10 protein-coding genes and 2 pseudogenes are annotated in these 16,117 nt (G+C 69.7%); 10 read left to right on the forward strand and 2 right to left on the reverse strand.

Annotation, left to right across the window (positions count from 1 at the left end):
- Positions 1-90: 90 nt before the first annotated feature.
- Entirely contained in the window at positions 91-1,485 is a 1,395-nt protein-coding gene (locus HNR02_RS25445) for an integrase (RefSeq protein ID WP_218903103.1), read from the forward strand.
- A 36-nt stretch (positions 1,486-1,521) separates the two neighbouring features.
- Here the strand turns inward: HNR02_RS25445 and HNR02_RS25450 are convergent, their stop codons facing one another.
- Both HNR02_RS25450 and HNR02_RS36580 read right to left on the reverse strand, forming a co-directional pair.
- The gene (locus HNR02_RS25450) at positions 1,522-2,403 is read right to left on the reverse strand and encodes an IS3 family transposase (RefSeq protein WP_179776025.1); all 882 of its coding nucleotides are present in this window, start codon (positions 2,401-2,403) and stop codon (positions 1,522-1,524) included.
- Between the two features lie 8 nt (positions 2,404-2,411).
- Entirely contained in the window at positions 2,412-3,521 is a 1,110-nt protein-coding gene (locus tag HNR02_RS36580; RefSeq protein ID WP_179775622.1) for a transposase, read from the reverse strand.
- A gap of 681 nt (positions 3,522-4,202) precedes the next feature.
- On the opposite strand from HNR02_RS36580, the gene HNR02_RS25460 reads away from it, so the two are divergent.
- The 9 genes and pseudogenes from HNR02_RS25460 to HNR02_RS36980 form a co-directional block, all read left to right on the forward strand.
- Entirely contained in the window at positions 4,203-5,291 is a 1,089-nt protein-coding gene (locus HNR02_RS25460) for an IS630 family transposase (protein WP_179775623.1), read from the forward strand.
- 278 nt (positions 5,292-5,569) lie between these two features.
- Positions 5,570-6,532, forward strand: a complete 963-nt coding sequence (locus HNR02_RS25465; protein ID WP_246338640.1) for a hypothetical protein — start codon at positions 5,570-5,572, stop codon at positions 6,530-6,532.
- The gene (locus HNR02_RS25470; protein ID WP_246338641.1) at positions 6,523-6,894 is read left to right on the forward strand and encodes a pilin; all 372 of its coding nucleotides are present in this window, start codon (positions 6,523-6,525) and stop codon (positions 6,892-6,894) included. Before HNR02_RS25465 ends, HNR02_RS25470 begins: the two co-directional genes overlap by 10 nt.
- A gap of 64 nt (positions 6,895-6,958) precedes the next feature.
- Complete coding sequence (locus HNR02_RS25475) at positions 6,959-9,040, forward strand: TrbL/VirB6 family protein (RefSeq protein ID WP_312861132.1); 2,082 nt, start codon at positions 6,959-6,961, stop codon at positions 9,038-9,040.
- Complete coding sequence (locus tag HNR02_RS25480) at positions 9,037-10,200, forward strand: PrgI family protein (RefSeq protein WP_179771176.1); 1,164 nt, start codon at positions 9,037-9,039, stop codon at positions 10,198-10,200. The genes HNR02_RS25475 and HNR02_RS25480 overlap by 4 nt, the downstream gene beginning before the upstream one ends.
- On the forward strand, positions 10,200-12,065 hold the full coding sequence (locus HNR02_RS25485; protein WP_179775624.1) for a VirB4 family type IV secretion system protein: 1,866 nt from the start codon (positions 10,200-10,202) through the stop codon (positions 12,063-12,065). The genes HNR02_RS25480 and HNR02_RS25485 overlap by 1 nt, the downstream gene beginning before the upstream one ends.
- 19 nt (positions 12,066-12,084) lie before the next feature.
- A pseudogene (locus HNR02_RS25490) lies at positions 12,085-14,621 on the forward strand (DUF8128 domain-containing protein).
- A gap of 170 nt (positions 14,622-14,791) precedes the next feature.
- Positions 14,792-15,784, forward strand: a complete 993-nt coding sequence (locus HNR02_RS36975) for a replication-relaxation family protein (RefSeq protein WP_446680334.1) — start codon at positions 14,792-14,794, stop codon at positions 15,782-15,784.
- Positions 15,723-16,117 (forward strand): annotated as a pseudogene (locus HNR02_RS36980) (M23 family metallopeptidase); the annotation flags it as partial. The gene HNR02_RS36975 and the pseudogene HNR02_RS36980, both read left to right, overlap by 62 nt.

A 16,117-nucleotide genomic window follows, 5' to 3' on the forward strand; every position in this document is an offset into this window, starting at 1 on the left:
CACGACACGGCGTGCAGGCCATGCTCGGAGTTCGCCGCCCGCCACCCGCAGGCCTCCAACTGCAGTGCCTGCCGACGCCGGCTGCCACTGTTGAAGGGCCATTGCCGGCCCTGCTGGGCACAGGCGCAGCTGGACCGGCCCACCGGCCCCAACACGATGCTGCTGCCGTACGTCCGGCAGGTGCGGCACCACCAGCTGTGCTTCGCCGGGATGCCGCTGCAGCGCACCGCCAGCCCTCGCACGAAGGCACCCGAGGCCATGCCGGTGACCAGGACCCGGCCCGCACTGCCGCAGCCGCAGTTGCTGCTGTTGCCCGACCTGCGCCGCACCTACCGCTACGGCATGGTCGACCGACGGGACCGGCAGCCCCCGACCAACGAGTGGCTGCGCTGGGCGCTGCACCTCGCCACCACGATGGCCGAGGCCCGAGGGTTCACCCCGCAACTGACGCGGACTCTGACCCGCAACCTCACCATGCTGCTGACGCGCTACGTCGACGGCGAACTGATCCGCTACTCCAGCTATCACCCCATGCTGACCGGTCGTGGTTCCAGCCTCGCCCAGACCACCGAGATCCTGCAGACCATGGGGATCCTGCTCGACGATCGCCAGCCCACCTTTGCCCGCTGGCTTGAGGCGAAACTCACCGACATCGCCCCGGGAATCCGTGACGAGACCCGCCGACGGGTGCAGCTGATGCACACCGGCGGGCCGCGCACCCGCGCCCGCAACCACCGGACCCTGCGCGGCTACATCGACCTGCTGCGACCGGTGCTGCTGGCGTGGTCGGAACACCACGACCACCTGCGTGAGATCACCCGCAACGAAGCCGTGGCCGCGATCGCCCCGTCGCACGGCATCCGGCGCCAGATCACACTCGTGGCATTGCGGTCGCTGTTCTCCTGGGCCAAACGCCACGGTGTCGTGTTCGCCAACCCCACCAACCGCATCCGGGTCGGCCAAGTCGAACCCGGTGTCCTGCAACCGCTCACCGCCGACGAGATCACCCGCACGGTTCGCGCCGCGACCACACCCCAGGCACGTGTCTTCGTCGTCCTGGCCGCCGTGCACGCCGCCCGGCCAAGCGCGATCCGCGCCCTGCACCTGACCGACCTCGACCTGGGAAACCGGCGCATCACCATCGCGGGGAGGAACCAGCCGCTCAGCGAGCTGAGCCACCAGACGTTGCTCGCCTGGTCGGACCACCGTCAACTGAACTGGCCGAACACGGCCAACCCCCATCTCATGATCAACGCGATGACCGCCATCGGCACGGGACCTGTGAGTCACGTCTGGGCCAACACGACGCTGCGCGGCTTGCCCGCGTCCCTGGAGCGGCTGCGCATCGACAGGCAACTCGACGAGGCCCTCGTCAGCGGCGCTGACCCGCTGCACCTTTCCGAGGTGTTCGACCTCGACGCCAAGACCGCGGTCCGCTACACAGCCTCCGCCCGCAAACTCCTCGAACAACCTCACGAGGACTGAGCTTGTCCCCGTTCGCCGGACACGTTGGGTGTGGCGTCAGCGATCGTGGTGTGGCGAAGGCCGCTGGGGGTTGCGGGCTTCAAACTCGGCGGGACTGAGCATTCCGTTGCCGGAGTGTCGCCGTTCCGGATTGTACCAGCATTCTATCCATTCGAAGATCGCGGAGGCAAGCTCGTCGCGGGTCGCCCATGCTTTTGTGTCGAGCACTTCGAGTTGGAGAGTTCCCCAGAAGGATTCCATCATGGAATTGTCGTAACAATCGCCCACGCTGCCCATGGAGGGTAGGATTCCGGCGGCACGGAGCCGTTGCCCGAACGCCCAGGCTGTGAATTGCGATCCGTGGTCGGAGTGCAGGACGGTGTTGCCGGATTCGGGTTTGCGGCGGAGGGTGGCCATGCCCAGTGCGTCGATCACCAGCTCGGTGCGCATGTGATTGTCGATGGACCATCCGATGATGCGCCGGGAATAGGCGTCCATGACAGCGGCGCAATATACTTTTCCTTCCTTCGTGGGATGTTCAGTGATGTCTGTCAGCCACAGGAGGTTCGGGCTCTCGACGGTGAACTTGCGGTTGACCAGGTCTTCGGCGGGTTCTTCGGCTGAGTTGCGGACGGTGCAGCCTCGGCGTCGACGTCGGTAGAGGCCCTGGATGCCGGCCTCGCGCATGAGCCGGGCCACCCGCTTGTGGTTGACGTTCACGCCCATTCCGAGCACAAGTTCAGCGTGCACGCGGGGCCACCCATAAGTGCCGCGGGATTCGGCGTGGATTGCCTCGATGTGTTTGAGTAACAATTTATTGTCCTGCTCCCTGGACGAGGGCGGGCGGTCGCGCCAGTCGTAATAGCCCGACCGCGACACCTTCAGTACCCGACAGGCCACCGCGACGTCGAAACCGTCGGCGGCGAGTTCGCGGACCAGCGGGTAGGTTACTTTGGGAGGACGTTCTCCCGTGCGAAGTACGCAGCAGCGCGCTTGAGAATCTCATTTTCCATCTCGAGCTGGCGGGTTTTCTTTCGCAGCTCGGCCAGTTCTTTCTTCTCCGCGCTCGTCAAACGACTCGCTGAGCCGTTCTCATCGGCATCGGCCTGGGCCATCCAGTTCCTCAGGCACGACTCGCTGATCCCCAGTTCTTTGGCCAGCTCGGCCACCGGTTTGGAGCCCTGACGGGCCAACTCGACGGCACGACGACGAAACTCAGGTGGGTGTGGTGCAGGCACCGAGACATCCTTCCTGGTGACCCAAGGCCACCTCAGGGCAGGTGTCCGAGCTGCGGGGACAAGTTCAGACGCCTCGTCCAGTTCCTCACGAACCGGACGGCCCGCACCCGAAGATCGGGGCAACCCACCCGTGGGTTCGTCCTGAAGACCCTTCAATTCGCCTGAACCCACGGGACTCTGGGCCTGGGTGAAGACGAGGACGTCGGAGTGGATGCGGTGATGCGGAAGCGGCAGCCCGCGCACTCGGGCCCGGTGCCGCGCGCGGGTGTTGTCGCCGACGCGGTCCGGGTGCTCGTCGGGGAGGCGGAATCGGCCGTCCCGGACGGGCGTGTGGACGGCGACAATGTGTTGGAGGTAGAGCAAGTCGGCGTTCTGTCCGGCCGCGACGACGGCTCCGGTCGGGTCGGTGAGCTGGCCGGTTGTCCAGTCACAGTGCGTGAGCACCACGAGGATGCCGCCGAGCCGGAGCCGACGGGCTGCGAACAGTGCGATGAGGTCGGCGGAGTGGTCGCCGGAGAGCCCAGGCCGCAAGCTCGAAATGATCAGATCATCACCACTGCTGTGCTTCGTCTCGTCCCCCGTCACGTCGTCGTCTGCGGTGACTGCCGAGGTGGTAGGGACCAGCTCCGGAGTCGGATCGGTGCCTCCGATCAGGTCCGCCCAAAAGGGTGCTGAGTTCGACGTGCCGGTGGTCGCCGGGTGTGACACGCGTTCGATGCGAGCGGTGCGGCCGAGGCGTTCGACGGCGTGCAGGGCATCGGTGAGTTCGGCATCCGGATCGGCGTCGGGAGTGCGGTCGATGACGCCGCCCGGACCCACGGGTGTGAGCTTCGGACGCGGCCCCCGTGGTGACGGCCAGGGGAGTAGGACGACCTGCGCGCCGGGCGTGCTGAACGCGGTGACGACCCGATCGATGAGGGCTGCGGGCCATGTCGCATCGAGGTCGATGGCGGACGAACCGGCAGGCCACACGGTCGCGGGAGTTGGGGTCGGAGCGACGCCGTGTGAACGCGAGCGGCGAGTGGTGTTCGCGGGCTTACCGGGGCTGGGCCGAGTGGTGGTCGGGGCGGTTGGCCAGGGCCTGCGGTCGCTGGTGCGGCGTCGGCCGGCGCGGGTCGAAGACGGGTGCGTCGAGTCGGATCGCTTGCGGGGTGTGCGGCGGCCGGGACGGTCGGGCGTGGTCACGGGTATCCCCTCGGAGAAGGCGAGCGCGTCCGTTTGTGCGTGGCGCTGATGACACCCCTGAACTCCGAAAGAACCGCTTGGCGGGGACACGTCCTGGGGAACCTTTATCCGCGGGCCGGCAAATAGTGCGCTCGGTGCGTAATCAGGGGGATTTATCCCGGGGCATCGAGATGCGGCGGCACCGTGGCCGTGGCGGATTCGAGCGCTGACCAAACTGGTACCGATCTAGTGCCTCGCCAAGGAAGGTTGGCGTTGTAATCGTGTCGCGTGGACATCTGGGCTGCTGATCGCGAGGCTTGCCGGTGGAGGTGAGCCATGGCGCGTCAGCCGGAGGTGTTCGCGCGGTCGTTGGAGCCCGAAGAAGCGCAGCGGCTGGTCAAGATCACGAGGTCGACGCGCGATCGGGTGCGGCTGCGACGGTCCGGGATCGTGCTGGCCTCGTCGCAGGGCCGGTCCGCGGGGGAGATCGCGGTGATGTTCGCGGCGACGGAGGGGTATGTGCGGGAGGTGATCCACGCGTTCAACGACTCCGGGTTCGCGGCGTTGTCCCCAGAATGGAGGGGCGGCCGACCTCGTAAGTTCGGGCCGGCCGCCCGCGATCAGATCTGCCGCATCGCCGCCTGCAAACCGACTGAGCTGGGCTTGCCGTTCACGACCTGGAGCCTGGCCAAGCTGGTCGACTACCTCGCCGAGTACGCGTGGATAAGGGCGAGCACCGAGACCGTCCGCCAGATCCTCCGTGCGGCGGGTGTGTCCTGGCAGGCAACGAAGACCTGGAAAGCCAGCAAAGACCCGGACTTCATACCGAAGAAGACCCGCATCCTCGACCTCTACGATCACCCGCCCGCCGACGGACGGGTGATCTGCGTCGACGAGTTCGGGCCGTTGAACCTGCAGCCCCGTCCCGGCCGCGGTTGGTTCCCTCGCGGCCGACCGGCCCGGCTGCGCGCGACCTACACCCGCACCAAGGGCATCCGGCACATGTTCGCCGCGCTCGACCTCGCGTCCGGGCAGATGTTCTACCGGTTCCGTGACCGCAAACGCTGGCCGCAGTTCCTCGACTTCTGCAAGCAACTCCGACGCCGCTTCCCGGCCGGGAAGCTGTATCTGGTCTGTGACAACTACGGACCGCACGGCAAGGCCGAGGTCGTCACGTGGTGCGCGGCCAACGACATCGAGCTGGTCTACACGCCCACCAACGCGTCCTGGTTGAACTGGATCGAGTGCGAGTTCACCGCGGTCCGCTACTTCACCCTCGACGGCAGCGACTACCCCAGCCACGCCGCCCAGGAAGCCGCCATCGCCGGCTACCTGCGCTGGCGCAACCGCCACTGCCACCCGAAGCGTCACTTCGCCGTCAACTCCAAGATCCGCCGACCGGATTACCTACCCAACGTTGCTTGACCCGGCACTAGTACCGGTGGGGAAAAGGTGCAGGTAGAAGGCAATTACAGGGCGGCGCATCTGATCTTGAGGGAGTACAGGGGTCGGTCGAAGACGATCTTCGATGTGACGGGTTGAAGATCGTCGGTTTGCCGTCGGTACTTGTCCGGTGCCACTTCGGTCAGCGGTTGGTAACACCTCTTGTGGCGTCCTGGGTGGGTCGTTGTTCCGGCCCGTTTGGGAGTCACTTGATGAATTCACGTGATGCCGTTCCGCGCTCGGGTTTCGAGCGTTCTGCGATGCCGTTGGACGCCGCCCGCGCGGCGTTCGAGTGGCTGGTCACCGGGGACCATCCGGTGGCGGTCGATGGCCGGTTGTTCGCCGGGTTGCCGCGGCGGCGTGTGCCGCTCAACGAGCTGCGTGACCGGCTGCTCCGGCGTCGTTGTCCGCAGACGTTGCGGGACGCGGTGTGGGCGCACCTGGTGTTGCTGGCGCGCACCGAAGGCGGCACTTGGACGGTCGGCGCGGTGGGCGTCGCGCTGCCCGCGCTGACCTCGATCGCCGCCACCCTGTCGGCGAGGTTCGCCGGCGATCCCAGTGACATCCATGCGGCGGTGCTCGCCGGATTCGTCGCCGAGCTCGAGACGATCGACCTGCGCAGGCCGCGTATCATGCTCCGGCTTCGGTGGGCTGCCTACCGCGCCGGGCACGCGTGCGTCCGCGAGGCGCTGGACGCCCCCGTGCCATCCGGTCACGGCTTCCGTTCGACGTTGCCGCCACCGCCGTGGGGGCACCCCGATTTCGTTCTCGCCCGCGCGGTGGCCGAGGGCGCGATTACCGCGGCGGAGGCCGAGCTGATCGGCGCCACCCGCTTGGAAGGAGTGCCGCTGGCCGATGCCGCGGCGGAGCGCGACGTGTCGTATCAAGCCGCGAAGAAGGCCAGGCAACGGGCCGAGCGGCGTCTCGTCGCATACCTCCGCGAGGACCTTCGCCGTGACGCGGACACCGCCGATCGCGAGTGCGACGTCGCGGCTCGGGTGGCCGACACGGTGGCCATCACCGACGTCCAACCATCACCGGGCGTAACCACTCTGCGCGCGCGGGCGGGCAAGAAACCCAGCGCGCACGTGTCCCCACGGGGCGCGTCTTCCGGAGTTCAGGGGTGCGGGACGAGACCAGCCTCCCGTGCGAACACCACCCCTTCGCCCGAGCAGCCGCAGCGGCGGCCGGGCTCGACTCCGGGAGAGCCGCGATGCGCCTGACCCGAACCTCTCGCCTGCCGCGCACGCACCACTGGCGCCGCCGGGCGCTGCTGCTGGCCGAACTCGTCGTGCTCGCCCTGCTGACCTCTGGTGCGAGCGCCCGCGGGGACACCGTGGTGCTCGCGCTCGCGGGCAGCGTCGAGGAAGTCCTCAACAACATCCGCAACTGGCTGATGGGCATCCTCGCCGGGCTGGCGACGGTGTTTCTCACCATCGGCGGTGTCCGGCGCGTGTTCGGCGGCGGCGACCCGGGGGAGCAGGAGAAGGCGAAGGAGGCGTTCAAGGCCGCCGGCATCGGCTACGTTCTGGCCGCGCTCGCCCCGCTGGTCGTCGAGGTGCTCAAAGGCATCGTGGGGGCTTGACGCGATGCGCCCCTCGAACACGCCGGACGGTCGAGCACTCACCGCTCCGCCATCACGCCGGAAGGTGCGGTTACCCAAGCTGACTCGTGGCCGGGCGCTGGTGGGGCTGGCGGTGAGCCTCGTCGTTCTGTTCGGTGGCACGCTTGCCGTCGCTGCGCTCAACCCCGGCTCGTCGATGGCGCCGCCGGCTGCCGCGCAACCACTGCCGCTTCCGACTGTCGAGCCATGTGAGCCCGGATTGCCGCTGTGCTCGCGGCCTGCGCCGACCACAGCACCGTCGCTGCCCGAGGTGCCCCTGCCACTGCCGACGGGGGCGCCGACCTCGGTCACCTGTTTCCCCGGTTCACTGCAGGACGGGTGCCTTCCGTCGCCGACTTCGACCGCTCCGCCGTGCACGGGTGAGGGCTGCATCCCGCAGCCCGGCACCAGCACACCGCCCACGGCGCCCGGTGCCGAACAGCCCGTTCCGGGCGAGGAGACCGGCGACGACTGCGGCCTCACGAACATCGGCGCCTGCATCACCGACGTGATCGACCGGTTCTTCCGCGGCATCGTCGAGAGCGCGCTCAACCCGCTGCTCGAACTGCTGTCGAAGACGCTGCTGACCACGCCGACGCCGGACTCGCTGCCGCGGGTGGGTGAGCTGTGGGACAACTCCTGGCAGATCCTGCTCGTCTCCTACGCCCTGCTGATTCTCATCGCGGGTGTCATCGTGATGGGCTACCAGACCGTCCAGACCCGGCACTCGGCCAAGGAGATCGCGCCGCGCCTCGTGGTGGGGTTTCTGGCCGGTGCGTTGAGCCTGTGGGTGGCCACCAAGGGCGTCCAGATCGCCAACGCCCTCGTCGCCGCCATCATGGGCGGCGGGCTCGACGCGAGTGCCGCCGGCGTGGCTCTGCGCGACCTCGTCATGGGCTCACTCAAGGGCGGCATGTGGATCGTCTTCATCGGACTCGTCCTGGCCGGTTTGCTCGTCGCGCTGCTGGTGACCTACGTCGTGCGAGTCGCGTTGACGATCATCCTCATCGTCGCCGCGCCGCTGGCGCTGATGTTCCACGCCCTGCCGCAGACCGAGGGCATCGCCTACTGGTGGTGGAAAGCCTACGGCGGCTGCCTCGCGATCCAGCTCGGCCAGAGCCTGACCCTGATCACCGCGTTGAAGGTGTTCTTCACCCCCGGCGGATTCACCGTGTTCGGGCCGACCGCCTCCGGGCTCATCAACCTGCTCGTCGCTCTCGCGCTGATGTACATCCTGCTCAAAATCCCGTTCTGGATCCTGGGCTCGATCCGCGGTGGAGGCGGCCGCAGCCTGATCGGATCGCTCGTCCGGGGCTTCCTCGCCTACAAGACGTTCGGGCTTCTGGGCGGGGGCGGCGGAAAGCCCCGGAGGCCCCGAGCTACCGGCGGTGGCAACAGCCTTGGCAGCTCGTCCACGCGCTCAGCGGAGCCGAGGACCACCGCGGGCGGGCAGTACGTGTTGCCGCTGCCGGGCCTGCGCCGGACCCGGCCCAAGCCCACACCGAAGAACACTCCGGAGCCGAAACCACCACCGCGCAATCCCGGTCGTCAACTGGCGCTGCCGCTGGGCGATGACTGGCCCGAAAACAAGCCGGTGCTCGGCCGCGACGGGCAGTACCGCCTGCCCTTCGACGTTCCGCGCGCAGCGCCACCTTCAGCGGCCACGGGAGCTGCGGGAACGAGCGGTCGACGGGCGCCTCGCGGGCGCACCGGGAAACAACTCGAGCTGCCGTTCGACCCCTACCAGGGCAACCGGCCGCTCCGGTCCGGCCAGTACCCACTGCCGCTGGACGGACTGCGCAAGGTGCCTCGGCCGGCGAGCCCGCCACCGCCTCCCGCTCGTCGCGGAACCGGCCGGCGCGTGATCCAGCCGCCGCTGCCCTTTGACCCCTACGAGGGCAACCGACCGACCCGGTCCGGTCAGTACCCGCTGCCCCTGGACGGCCTGAAACACGTGCCGCCCAAGCCCGCGCCGCCACCACCGCCCAAGCCACGTGCACCGAAGGCCGGACGGCAGTTGCGACTCCCGCTCGACCTGCCCAAGCCCGCCAAGACGCCGCCCCCGCGCGTGACCCCGCCACCGCCGACGAACGTGCGACGGCGCAAGCCAGGAGGTAGCACGTCATGACCGAACCCGTTCGCATTCCCGCCGACGTCGACATGCACGACCGCGTGCTCGGCCCGCTCACCGCGCGCCAGCTGGGCATCCTCGCCGCGGCCGGAGCGGCGCTGTACCTGGTGTGGCTCGTCACGCGCGCGTTCCTGCCGATCCCGCTCTTCGCCGCCTTCGCGGTTCCGGTCGGCGCGGCGTCGGTGATGCTCGCCCTGGGCAAGCGCGACGGTGTCCCGCTGGACAAGCTCCTGATCGCCGCGATCCGCCAGCGGATCGCTCCGCGACACCGCGTCGCCGCGCCGGAAGGCGTCCGTCCGGCGCCCGCGTGGCTCACCGCGAACGCGGACCAGGGAGCCGGCCGCCGCGGGCCAGCGTCCGAGGCTGAACCCGTCTCCCCGACCGCGCTGCGCCTGCCGGCTGAGGCAGTCACGGAGACCGGCGTGGTGGACCTGGGCCCGGACGGGTTGACGGTCGTCGCCGTCGCGAGCACGGTGAACTTCGCGCTCCGGACACCGGCCGAGCAGGAGGCACTGGTCGCCTCGTTCGGGCGCTACCTGCACTCACTGACCGCCCCGGTCCAGGTGCTGGTGCGCACCGAGCGTCTCGACCTCTCCGCTCAGATCGCCGAGCTGCGCGAGCGCGCGGGTGGCCTGCCGCACCCGGCGTTGGAAGCGGCCGCGGTCGAGCACGCCGACTACCTGGTCCAGCTCGGGCAGGAGTCCGATCTGCTGCGACGGCAGGTGCTGCTCGTGCTGCGGGAACCGCTCGCCGCAGCCGACCCTCCTGACGGACTCGGCGGCCCTGGGGCGCTGGCCGCTCTGCAGGGCCGCCGCAACCGGACGCCCGGCCAGGCCGACGCCGCCGCACGACGAGCGGCCGAGTCACGCCTGGTGCGCCGCCTCACCGAAGCCGTGGAGCTGCTGTCCCCAGCCGGGATCACGGTGACCCCGCTCGACGCGGGGCAGGCCACCGCGGTCCTGGCCTCGGCGTGCAACCCCGACAGCCTCTTGCCCCCATCAGCCGGGCTCGCCGGCGCGGATGAGGTCATCACTACCGCTTCGGACCCGGCGGATGACGACGCCGCCCGGTGGCGTGCGGATGCACGTGCAGAGGACGAGCCCGCGTGGGGCGAGGACGACTGGGACTACGAGGACGAGCGAGAGGAGCAGTTCTGATGCGCCATCGCAGCCACCACCGTCGGCCTGGCCAACCGGCCTCCCCGGCCGCAGCCGCATTCACGCCGGACGCCCTGTCGGTGGGGGCGCGGCACCTGGAGGTCGGCGGCGAATGGGTCGCCAGCTTCGCGGTCATCGGCTACCCGCGCGAGGTGCACCCCGGCTGGCTGGCTCCGCTGCTGACCTACCCCGGCCGCTTGGACGTCTCCGTGCACGTCGAGCCGATCGACCCTGCCACCGCCGCCGCCCGGTTGAAGAAGCAGCTCGCCAAGCTCGAGGCCGGCCGACGCCACACCGCCGAGCACGGCCGGCTGTTCGACCCCCACGTCGAGGCCGCCACCGAAGACGCCTACGACCTGTCCTCCCGCGTCGCCCGAGGCGAGGGCAAGCTGTTCCGCGTCGGGCTGTACCTGACCATCCACGCCACCACCCAACGCGCTCTCGCCGAGGAAGTCGCGGCACTGCGGTCACTGTGCGCCAGCCTGCTGCTGGACGCCAAGCACACCACCTACCGCAGCCTCCAGGGGTGGGTGTCGACCTTGCCGCTGAGCCTGGACCTGATCGGCATGCGCCGCACCTTCGACACCGCAGCGTTGTCGGCCGCGTTCCCGTTCACCAGCCCGGACCTGCCCGCGCCTGATCCGACCTCGGTCGCGGCACCGGCCGGGGTGCTCTACGGGTACAACATCGGCTCCCAGGGGCTGGTCCACTGGGACCGCTTCGGCGAGGGCATGCACAACCACAACTCGGTCATCCTTGGCCGCTCGGGCGCGGGGAAGTCATACCTGGTCAAGTTGGAGCTGCTGCGTTCGCTGTACCGCGGGATCGAGGTCGCCGTTGTCGATCCGGAGGACGAGTATGCCCGGCTCGCGGCCGCCGTCGGGGGAACCAACGTCCACCTCGGCGTGCCCGGAGTTCGGCTCAACCCGTTCGATTTGCCCATCCACACGCGGCCGGACGGACGACGCACCGCACCGAAGGACGCGCTCGTTCGGCGCAGCCTGTTCCTGCACACCGCGATCGAAGTTCTTCTCGGCGGTGAACCGTCGGCAGCCGAGCGGGCCGCGCTGGACCGCGCGATCGCCGCGACCTACCAGAGCGTGGGCATCACCACCGATCCCCGCACCTGGACCCGACCCTCACCCGAGCTGCGCACACTGCGAGAAAAGCTCGCTAGCTCCGGTGACGGTGCCGGCCGCGAGCTCGCCGCGCGGTTGCATCCGTTCGTCGAGGGCGCGTTCAAGCAGCTCTTCGACGGGCCCAGCACCGTTCAACCCGAGGGACAGCTCGTGGTGTTCAGCCTCCGCGACCTGCCCGACGAGCTGAAAGCGATCGGCACGCTGCTCACGCTCGACGTCATCTGGCGGCGAGTGTCGAACCCCGCGATCCGCCGGCCGCGGATGGTGGCGGTGGACGAGGCATGGCTTTTGCTGCAAGACAAGGCCGGTGCCGAGTTCTTGTTCCGTTCGGCGAAAGCCTTCCGCAAGTACTGGGCCGGTCTGACAGTGGCGACCCAGGACGTCGACGACGTCCTCGGCACCGACCTCGGCAAAGCCGTCGTGGCCAACGCGGCCACCCAGATCCTGCTCCGGCAGGCCCCGCAAGCCATCGACGAGATCGCCCGCACCTTCACCCTCTCCGCCGGAGAACGCCAGTTCCTGCTCGCAGCCGACCGCGGCCAGGGACTGCTGTCGACCGGAACCCAGCGCGTGGCCTTCCAGAGCATGGCGTCGCCGACCGAGCACTACCTGATCACCAGCGATCCGGCCGAACTCGCCGAGCAAGACGACGACCAGGCTGCCGCGTTCGTCGACCTCGGTCCTCAGCCCGTCGAGGGCGAGGAAATCAGCCTCGATGCCCCTTGATCACTGGGAGACGCGTCCTATGTGGATACGTTCCGCTTCCGCCGATTGGCTAGAGAACTACCTGCGTGACCCTGCTGGTGCGTTGGTCGCGTTGCTGAGCCGACTCCGCGATCTCGCCGTGGATGAAGGCCCGATCGCCGTGCCGGTGCTCGCCGTGCTTATCGCGACGCTCTTCGCCGGGCGAAGGTGGTGGGCGCGACGGTGCCACGAGCGACTCGTCGCCGACGCACGTCAAGTCACCGTGCTCGCCCCTCCCACCGTCGATCCAGCCGGCGGCGCCGCGCTGTGGTCCAACCTCGTGGGCCTTCTGCGGCCCGGCTGGCGACGGGCGCTCACCGGACAACCGCACGTGGCCTGCGAGTACGTGTTCTCCGAGGCAGGGGTTGCGATCCGGTTGTGGGTGCCCGGCGCCATCCCACCCGGCCTCGTCGAGCGCGCCCTCGAGGCCACGTGGCCCGGCGCCCACACCCAGGTGCGGCCTGCTGAGCCGCCACTGCCAGCTCCCCGCGACGGCGAGCGGCGGCTCGTAGTCGGCGGCGAGCTGCGGCTCGCGCGGTCGGAGGCACTGCCTATTCGCACGGCCTTCGAGGCCGACCCGATCCGCGCGCTGATCGGCGCGCCGGTCGGACTGGGTCGCAACGAGCACGCCTGCGTGCAGGTCCTGGCCCGCCCGGTCACCGGCCGCCGCGTCCAACGAGCCCGCCGCGCCGCCCGGCAGGTCCACACCGGCAGTTCGGTGCGGCTGGTCGGCCGCCTGCTGGACGCGGTCACCCCTGGGATGTCACGAACCCGCCGCACGACGCTGCACCGCACGAAGACCGGTGCTCTGCATAGCGACCCGCAAACCTCGCTCGAGTACGCGGCACAAAACCGGGCCATCGTCGCCAAGCAGCGCGGCAGCCAGTTCGAGACCGTCGTCCGCTACGCCGTCGCCACCATCCTCCCTCAAGTGCCGACGCCGACGCTGTCAGCGCAGCCCGAGAGGTCGCCCGCGGGCGCGCACACGCCCTCGCCGCATCGTTCGCCTCCTACACCGAGCACAACCACTACACGCGACACCGCCTTCGCCGCCCCGAGCAGGTGATCGGCTCCCGGCTTCTGGCGCGGGGCGACCTGCTGTCGGTGCCTGAGCTGGCCGCGATAGCCCACCTCCCGACCGACGAGGCCATCCCGGGGCTGCAGCGCGCCGGGGCCCGCGCCATTGCGCCTCCACCTGGCATCGCCGTCCCAGGGCCCGAAGCCAAACCGCTCGGCGTCACCGACACCGGCCACGAACGGCCCGTCGCCCTGCGAGTCCCCGACGCCCGACACCATCTGCACGTGCTAGGCGCGACCGGCTCCGGCAAATCGACCTTGCTGGGCACGATCGTCCTGGCCGACGCCGAGGCCGGCCGCGGAACCGTCCTGATCGATCCCAAAGGCGATCTCGTCACCGACGTCCTGTCCCGGCTACCCCGCTCCGCGGCCGACCGGGTCGTGCTCTTCGACGCCGACAGCAAGGTCCGCCCACCATGCCTCAACCCGCTGGACGGCGGCGAAACCGACCTGATGGTGGACAACCTCGTCTCCGTGTTCCGCCGGGTCTACTCAGCGTTCTGGGGCCCGCGCACCGACGACGTGATGCGCGCGGCCTGCCTGACCCTCCGGTCCCAGGAAGGCGTCGCCACCCTCGCGGACCTGCCGAAACTGCTGGCCGACGAAGCCTTCCGCAGCCGCGTCACCGCCGGCATCACCGATCCGGTCCTACGTGGCTTCTGGTCCTGGTATGAGGAGCTCACCGACTCGGCCCGCTCGCAGGTCATCAGCCCGTTGATGAACAAGCTCCGCGCCTTCCTGCTGCGCCCCTTCGTCCGCGCCGCCATCGCGGGAGGACACTCCACAGTCGACCTCGACCAAGTGCTCGATGGTGGCATCTGTTTGGTGCGAATCCCGAAGGGCTCATTGGGGGAGGAGACCACCCGGTTGGTCGGGTCGCTGGTCGTGGCGCGCACCTGGCAGGCGATCACCGGCCGCGCGCGCATCCCTCAGCGTCGTCGCAGGGACGCGAGCCTGGTGATCGACGAGTGCCACAACTTCCTCAACCTGCCCTATCCGATCGAGGACATGCTCGCCGAGGCCCGCGGGTTCCGAACCTCGATGACGCTGGCGCACCAGCACCTCGGCCAGCTTCCCCGCGAACTCCGCGAAGGTATCTCGACCAACGCACGCAGCAAGATCTTCTTCAACGCCTCGCCCGAAGACGCACGTGAGCTGGCCCGCCACACCGCGCCACGGCTATCTGACCACGACCTGGCCCACCTCGGCGCCTACCACGCCGCCGCCCGACTCGTCCTGAACGGCGAAGAGGCACAGCCGTTCACCCTTCGCACCCTGCCGCTCCCGCCACCGGTTCCCGGTCGCGCACGCGCAATCCGCGCCGCCGCTCGTCGCGCCACGCCCGTCACCAGGCTCGGCACCACGAGGCTGAGCGGTAGGTCGCCGGGCAGCGCGGCACCCGCCAACCGCACCGAGCGAGTCACCGGCGCACACAGCGCTGATCCCCGGCGGCGCAGCTGAACCCATCCAACTTGACCTCGTTGGAGGCGACCTTGATCACCAACCCGACTCCCCAGCGAGCGCTGCGTGGACACAGGCCCGCTCGCCCGAGCCCGCGCGTCGCGAATTCGGCCGAGCACCAGGCTGCGCTGGCGGTGCGGCTGACGCCGCGGGACAAATGGATCGCCCGGATGCTGTGGGAGCACCGGGTCCTGACCTCGCACCAGGTCACCGCCCTCGCGTTTCCCAGCTTCAGGTCAGGACGCCAGCGGCTGCGCGAGCTCTACCTGTGGGGCGTGGTGGACCGCTTCCAGCCGTTCGTCACCGTCGGGACAGCGCCGATGCATTACGTGCTCGCCCCGGCCGGCGCCACGGTGCTCGCCGCTGAGGACGGCCGGGACGTCAAGGAGATGGGCTACCGGCACGACCGCGCCTTCGCCGTCGCACACAGCCTGCGGCTCGCACACACCGTCGGGGTGAACGAGTGGTTCACCACCCTCGTCGCCCGCGCACGCCACGAGCCGGGCGCCTTGACGGCCTGGTGGTCCGAGACACGGTGCAGCCGTCACTTCGGCGACCTCGTCCGGCCCGACGCCTACGGCCGGTGGCAGCAGGGGGACCGGCAGATCGAGTGGTTCCTGGAGTACGACTTCGGCACCGAGCCCCTGGCCAAGCTTGCCCGGGAAACTGTCCGGCTACGCCGCCCTGGCGGAAGCCACCGGCATCACCACCCCAGTGCTGGTGTGGCTGCCGACCTCGCGCCGGGAGGTCAACGCCCGCCGGGTACTCGCCCGAGCTCAGGCTCAGCTGACCGAGCCGCACACCGTGCCCGTCGCGACCGCGGCGGCCGCCCTGCTCGACCCCGACGCCGCACACCCGAGCCCCGCCGACGAGGTCTGGCTTCCCCTCGACCCCGAGGGCCGTTGCGCCGACGGACACTCGCCGGCCTCGCCGACGCCTGGCCCGGCCTCCCGCCACCGGTCGCCGCGGACGACACCGCGCCCGGCCCGGTGCCGCCTCCGCCTCGCCGATGCCGCCCCCGCCACAGCGGTAGGCGCGCAGGTGTCCGCTTCAGTCAAGACGGCGGCGGTCGCGGCGGCCGTGGTGCTGCTCATTCCGGTTCTGATCGGCGCGGCCGCCGCCGGTGTGGTCGCCTCCCTGTTCACCAGCGGTGGCGGTGCTGACTGTGCTCCCGCCGGTGCCAGCCCGCGACCGGAAGTCGCGGGATATGACCCCGAACAGCTTGCCAACGCCGCCACCATCGTCGCCGTCGGCAAGCAGATGCGAGTGCCCGAGTACGGGTGGGTGATCGCCATCGCCGCGGCCATGCAGGAGTCCCGGCTGCACAACCTCGACTATGGGACCGGGACAGCCTCGGCCTCTTCCAGCAACGGCCCTCGCAAGGCTGGGGCACCCCGGCGCAGATCCTCAACCCCAGCTACGCCGCCACCCAGTTCTACGAGCACCTGCTCGCCGTGCCGAACTGGCAACAGATGAGCGTCACCGGCGCCGCGCAG

This window comes from Amycolatopsis endophytica, assembly GCF_013410405.1.
GTDB lineage: Bacteria > Actinomycetota > Actinomycetes > Mycobacteriales > Pseudonocardiaceae > Amycolatopsis_E > Amycolatopsis_E endophytica.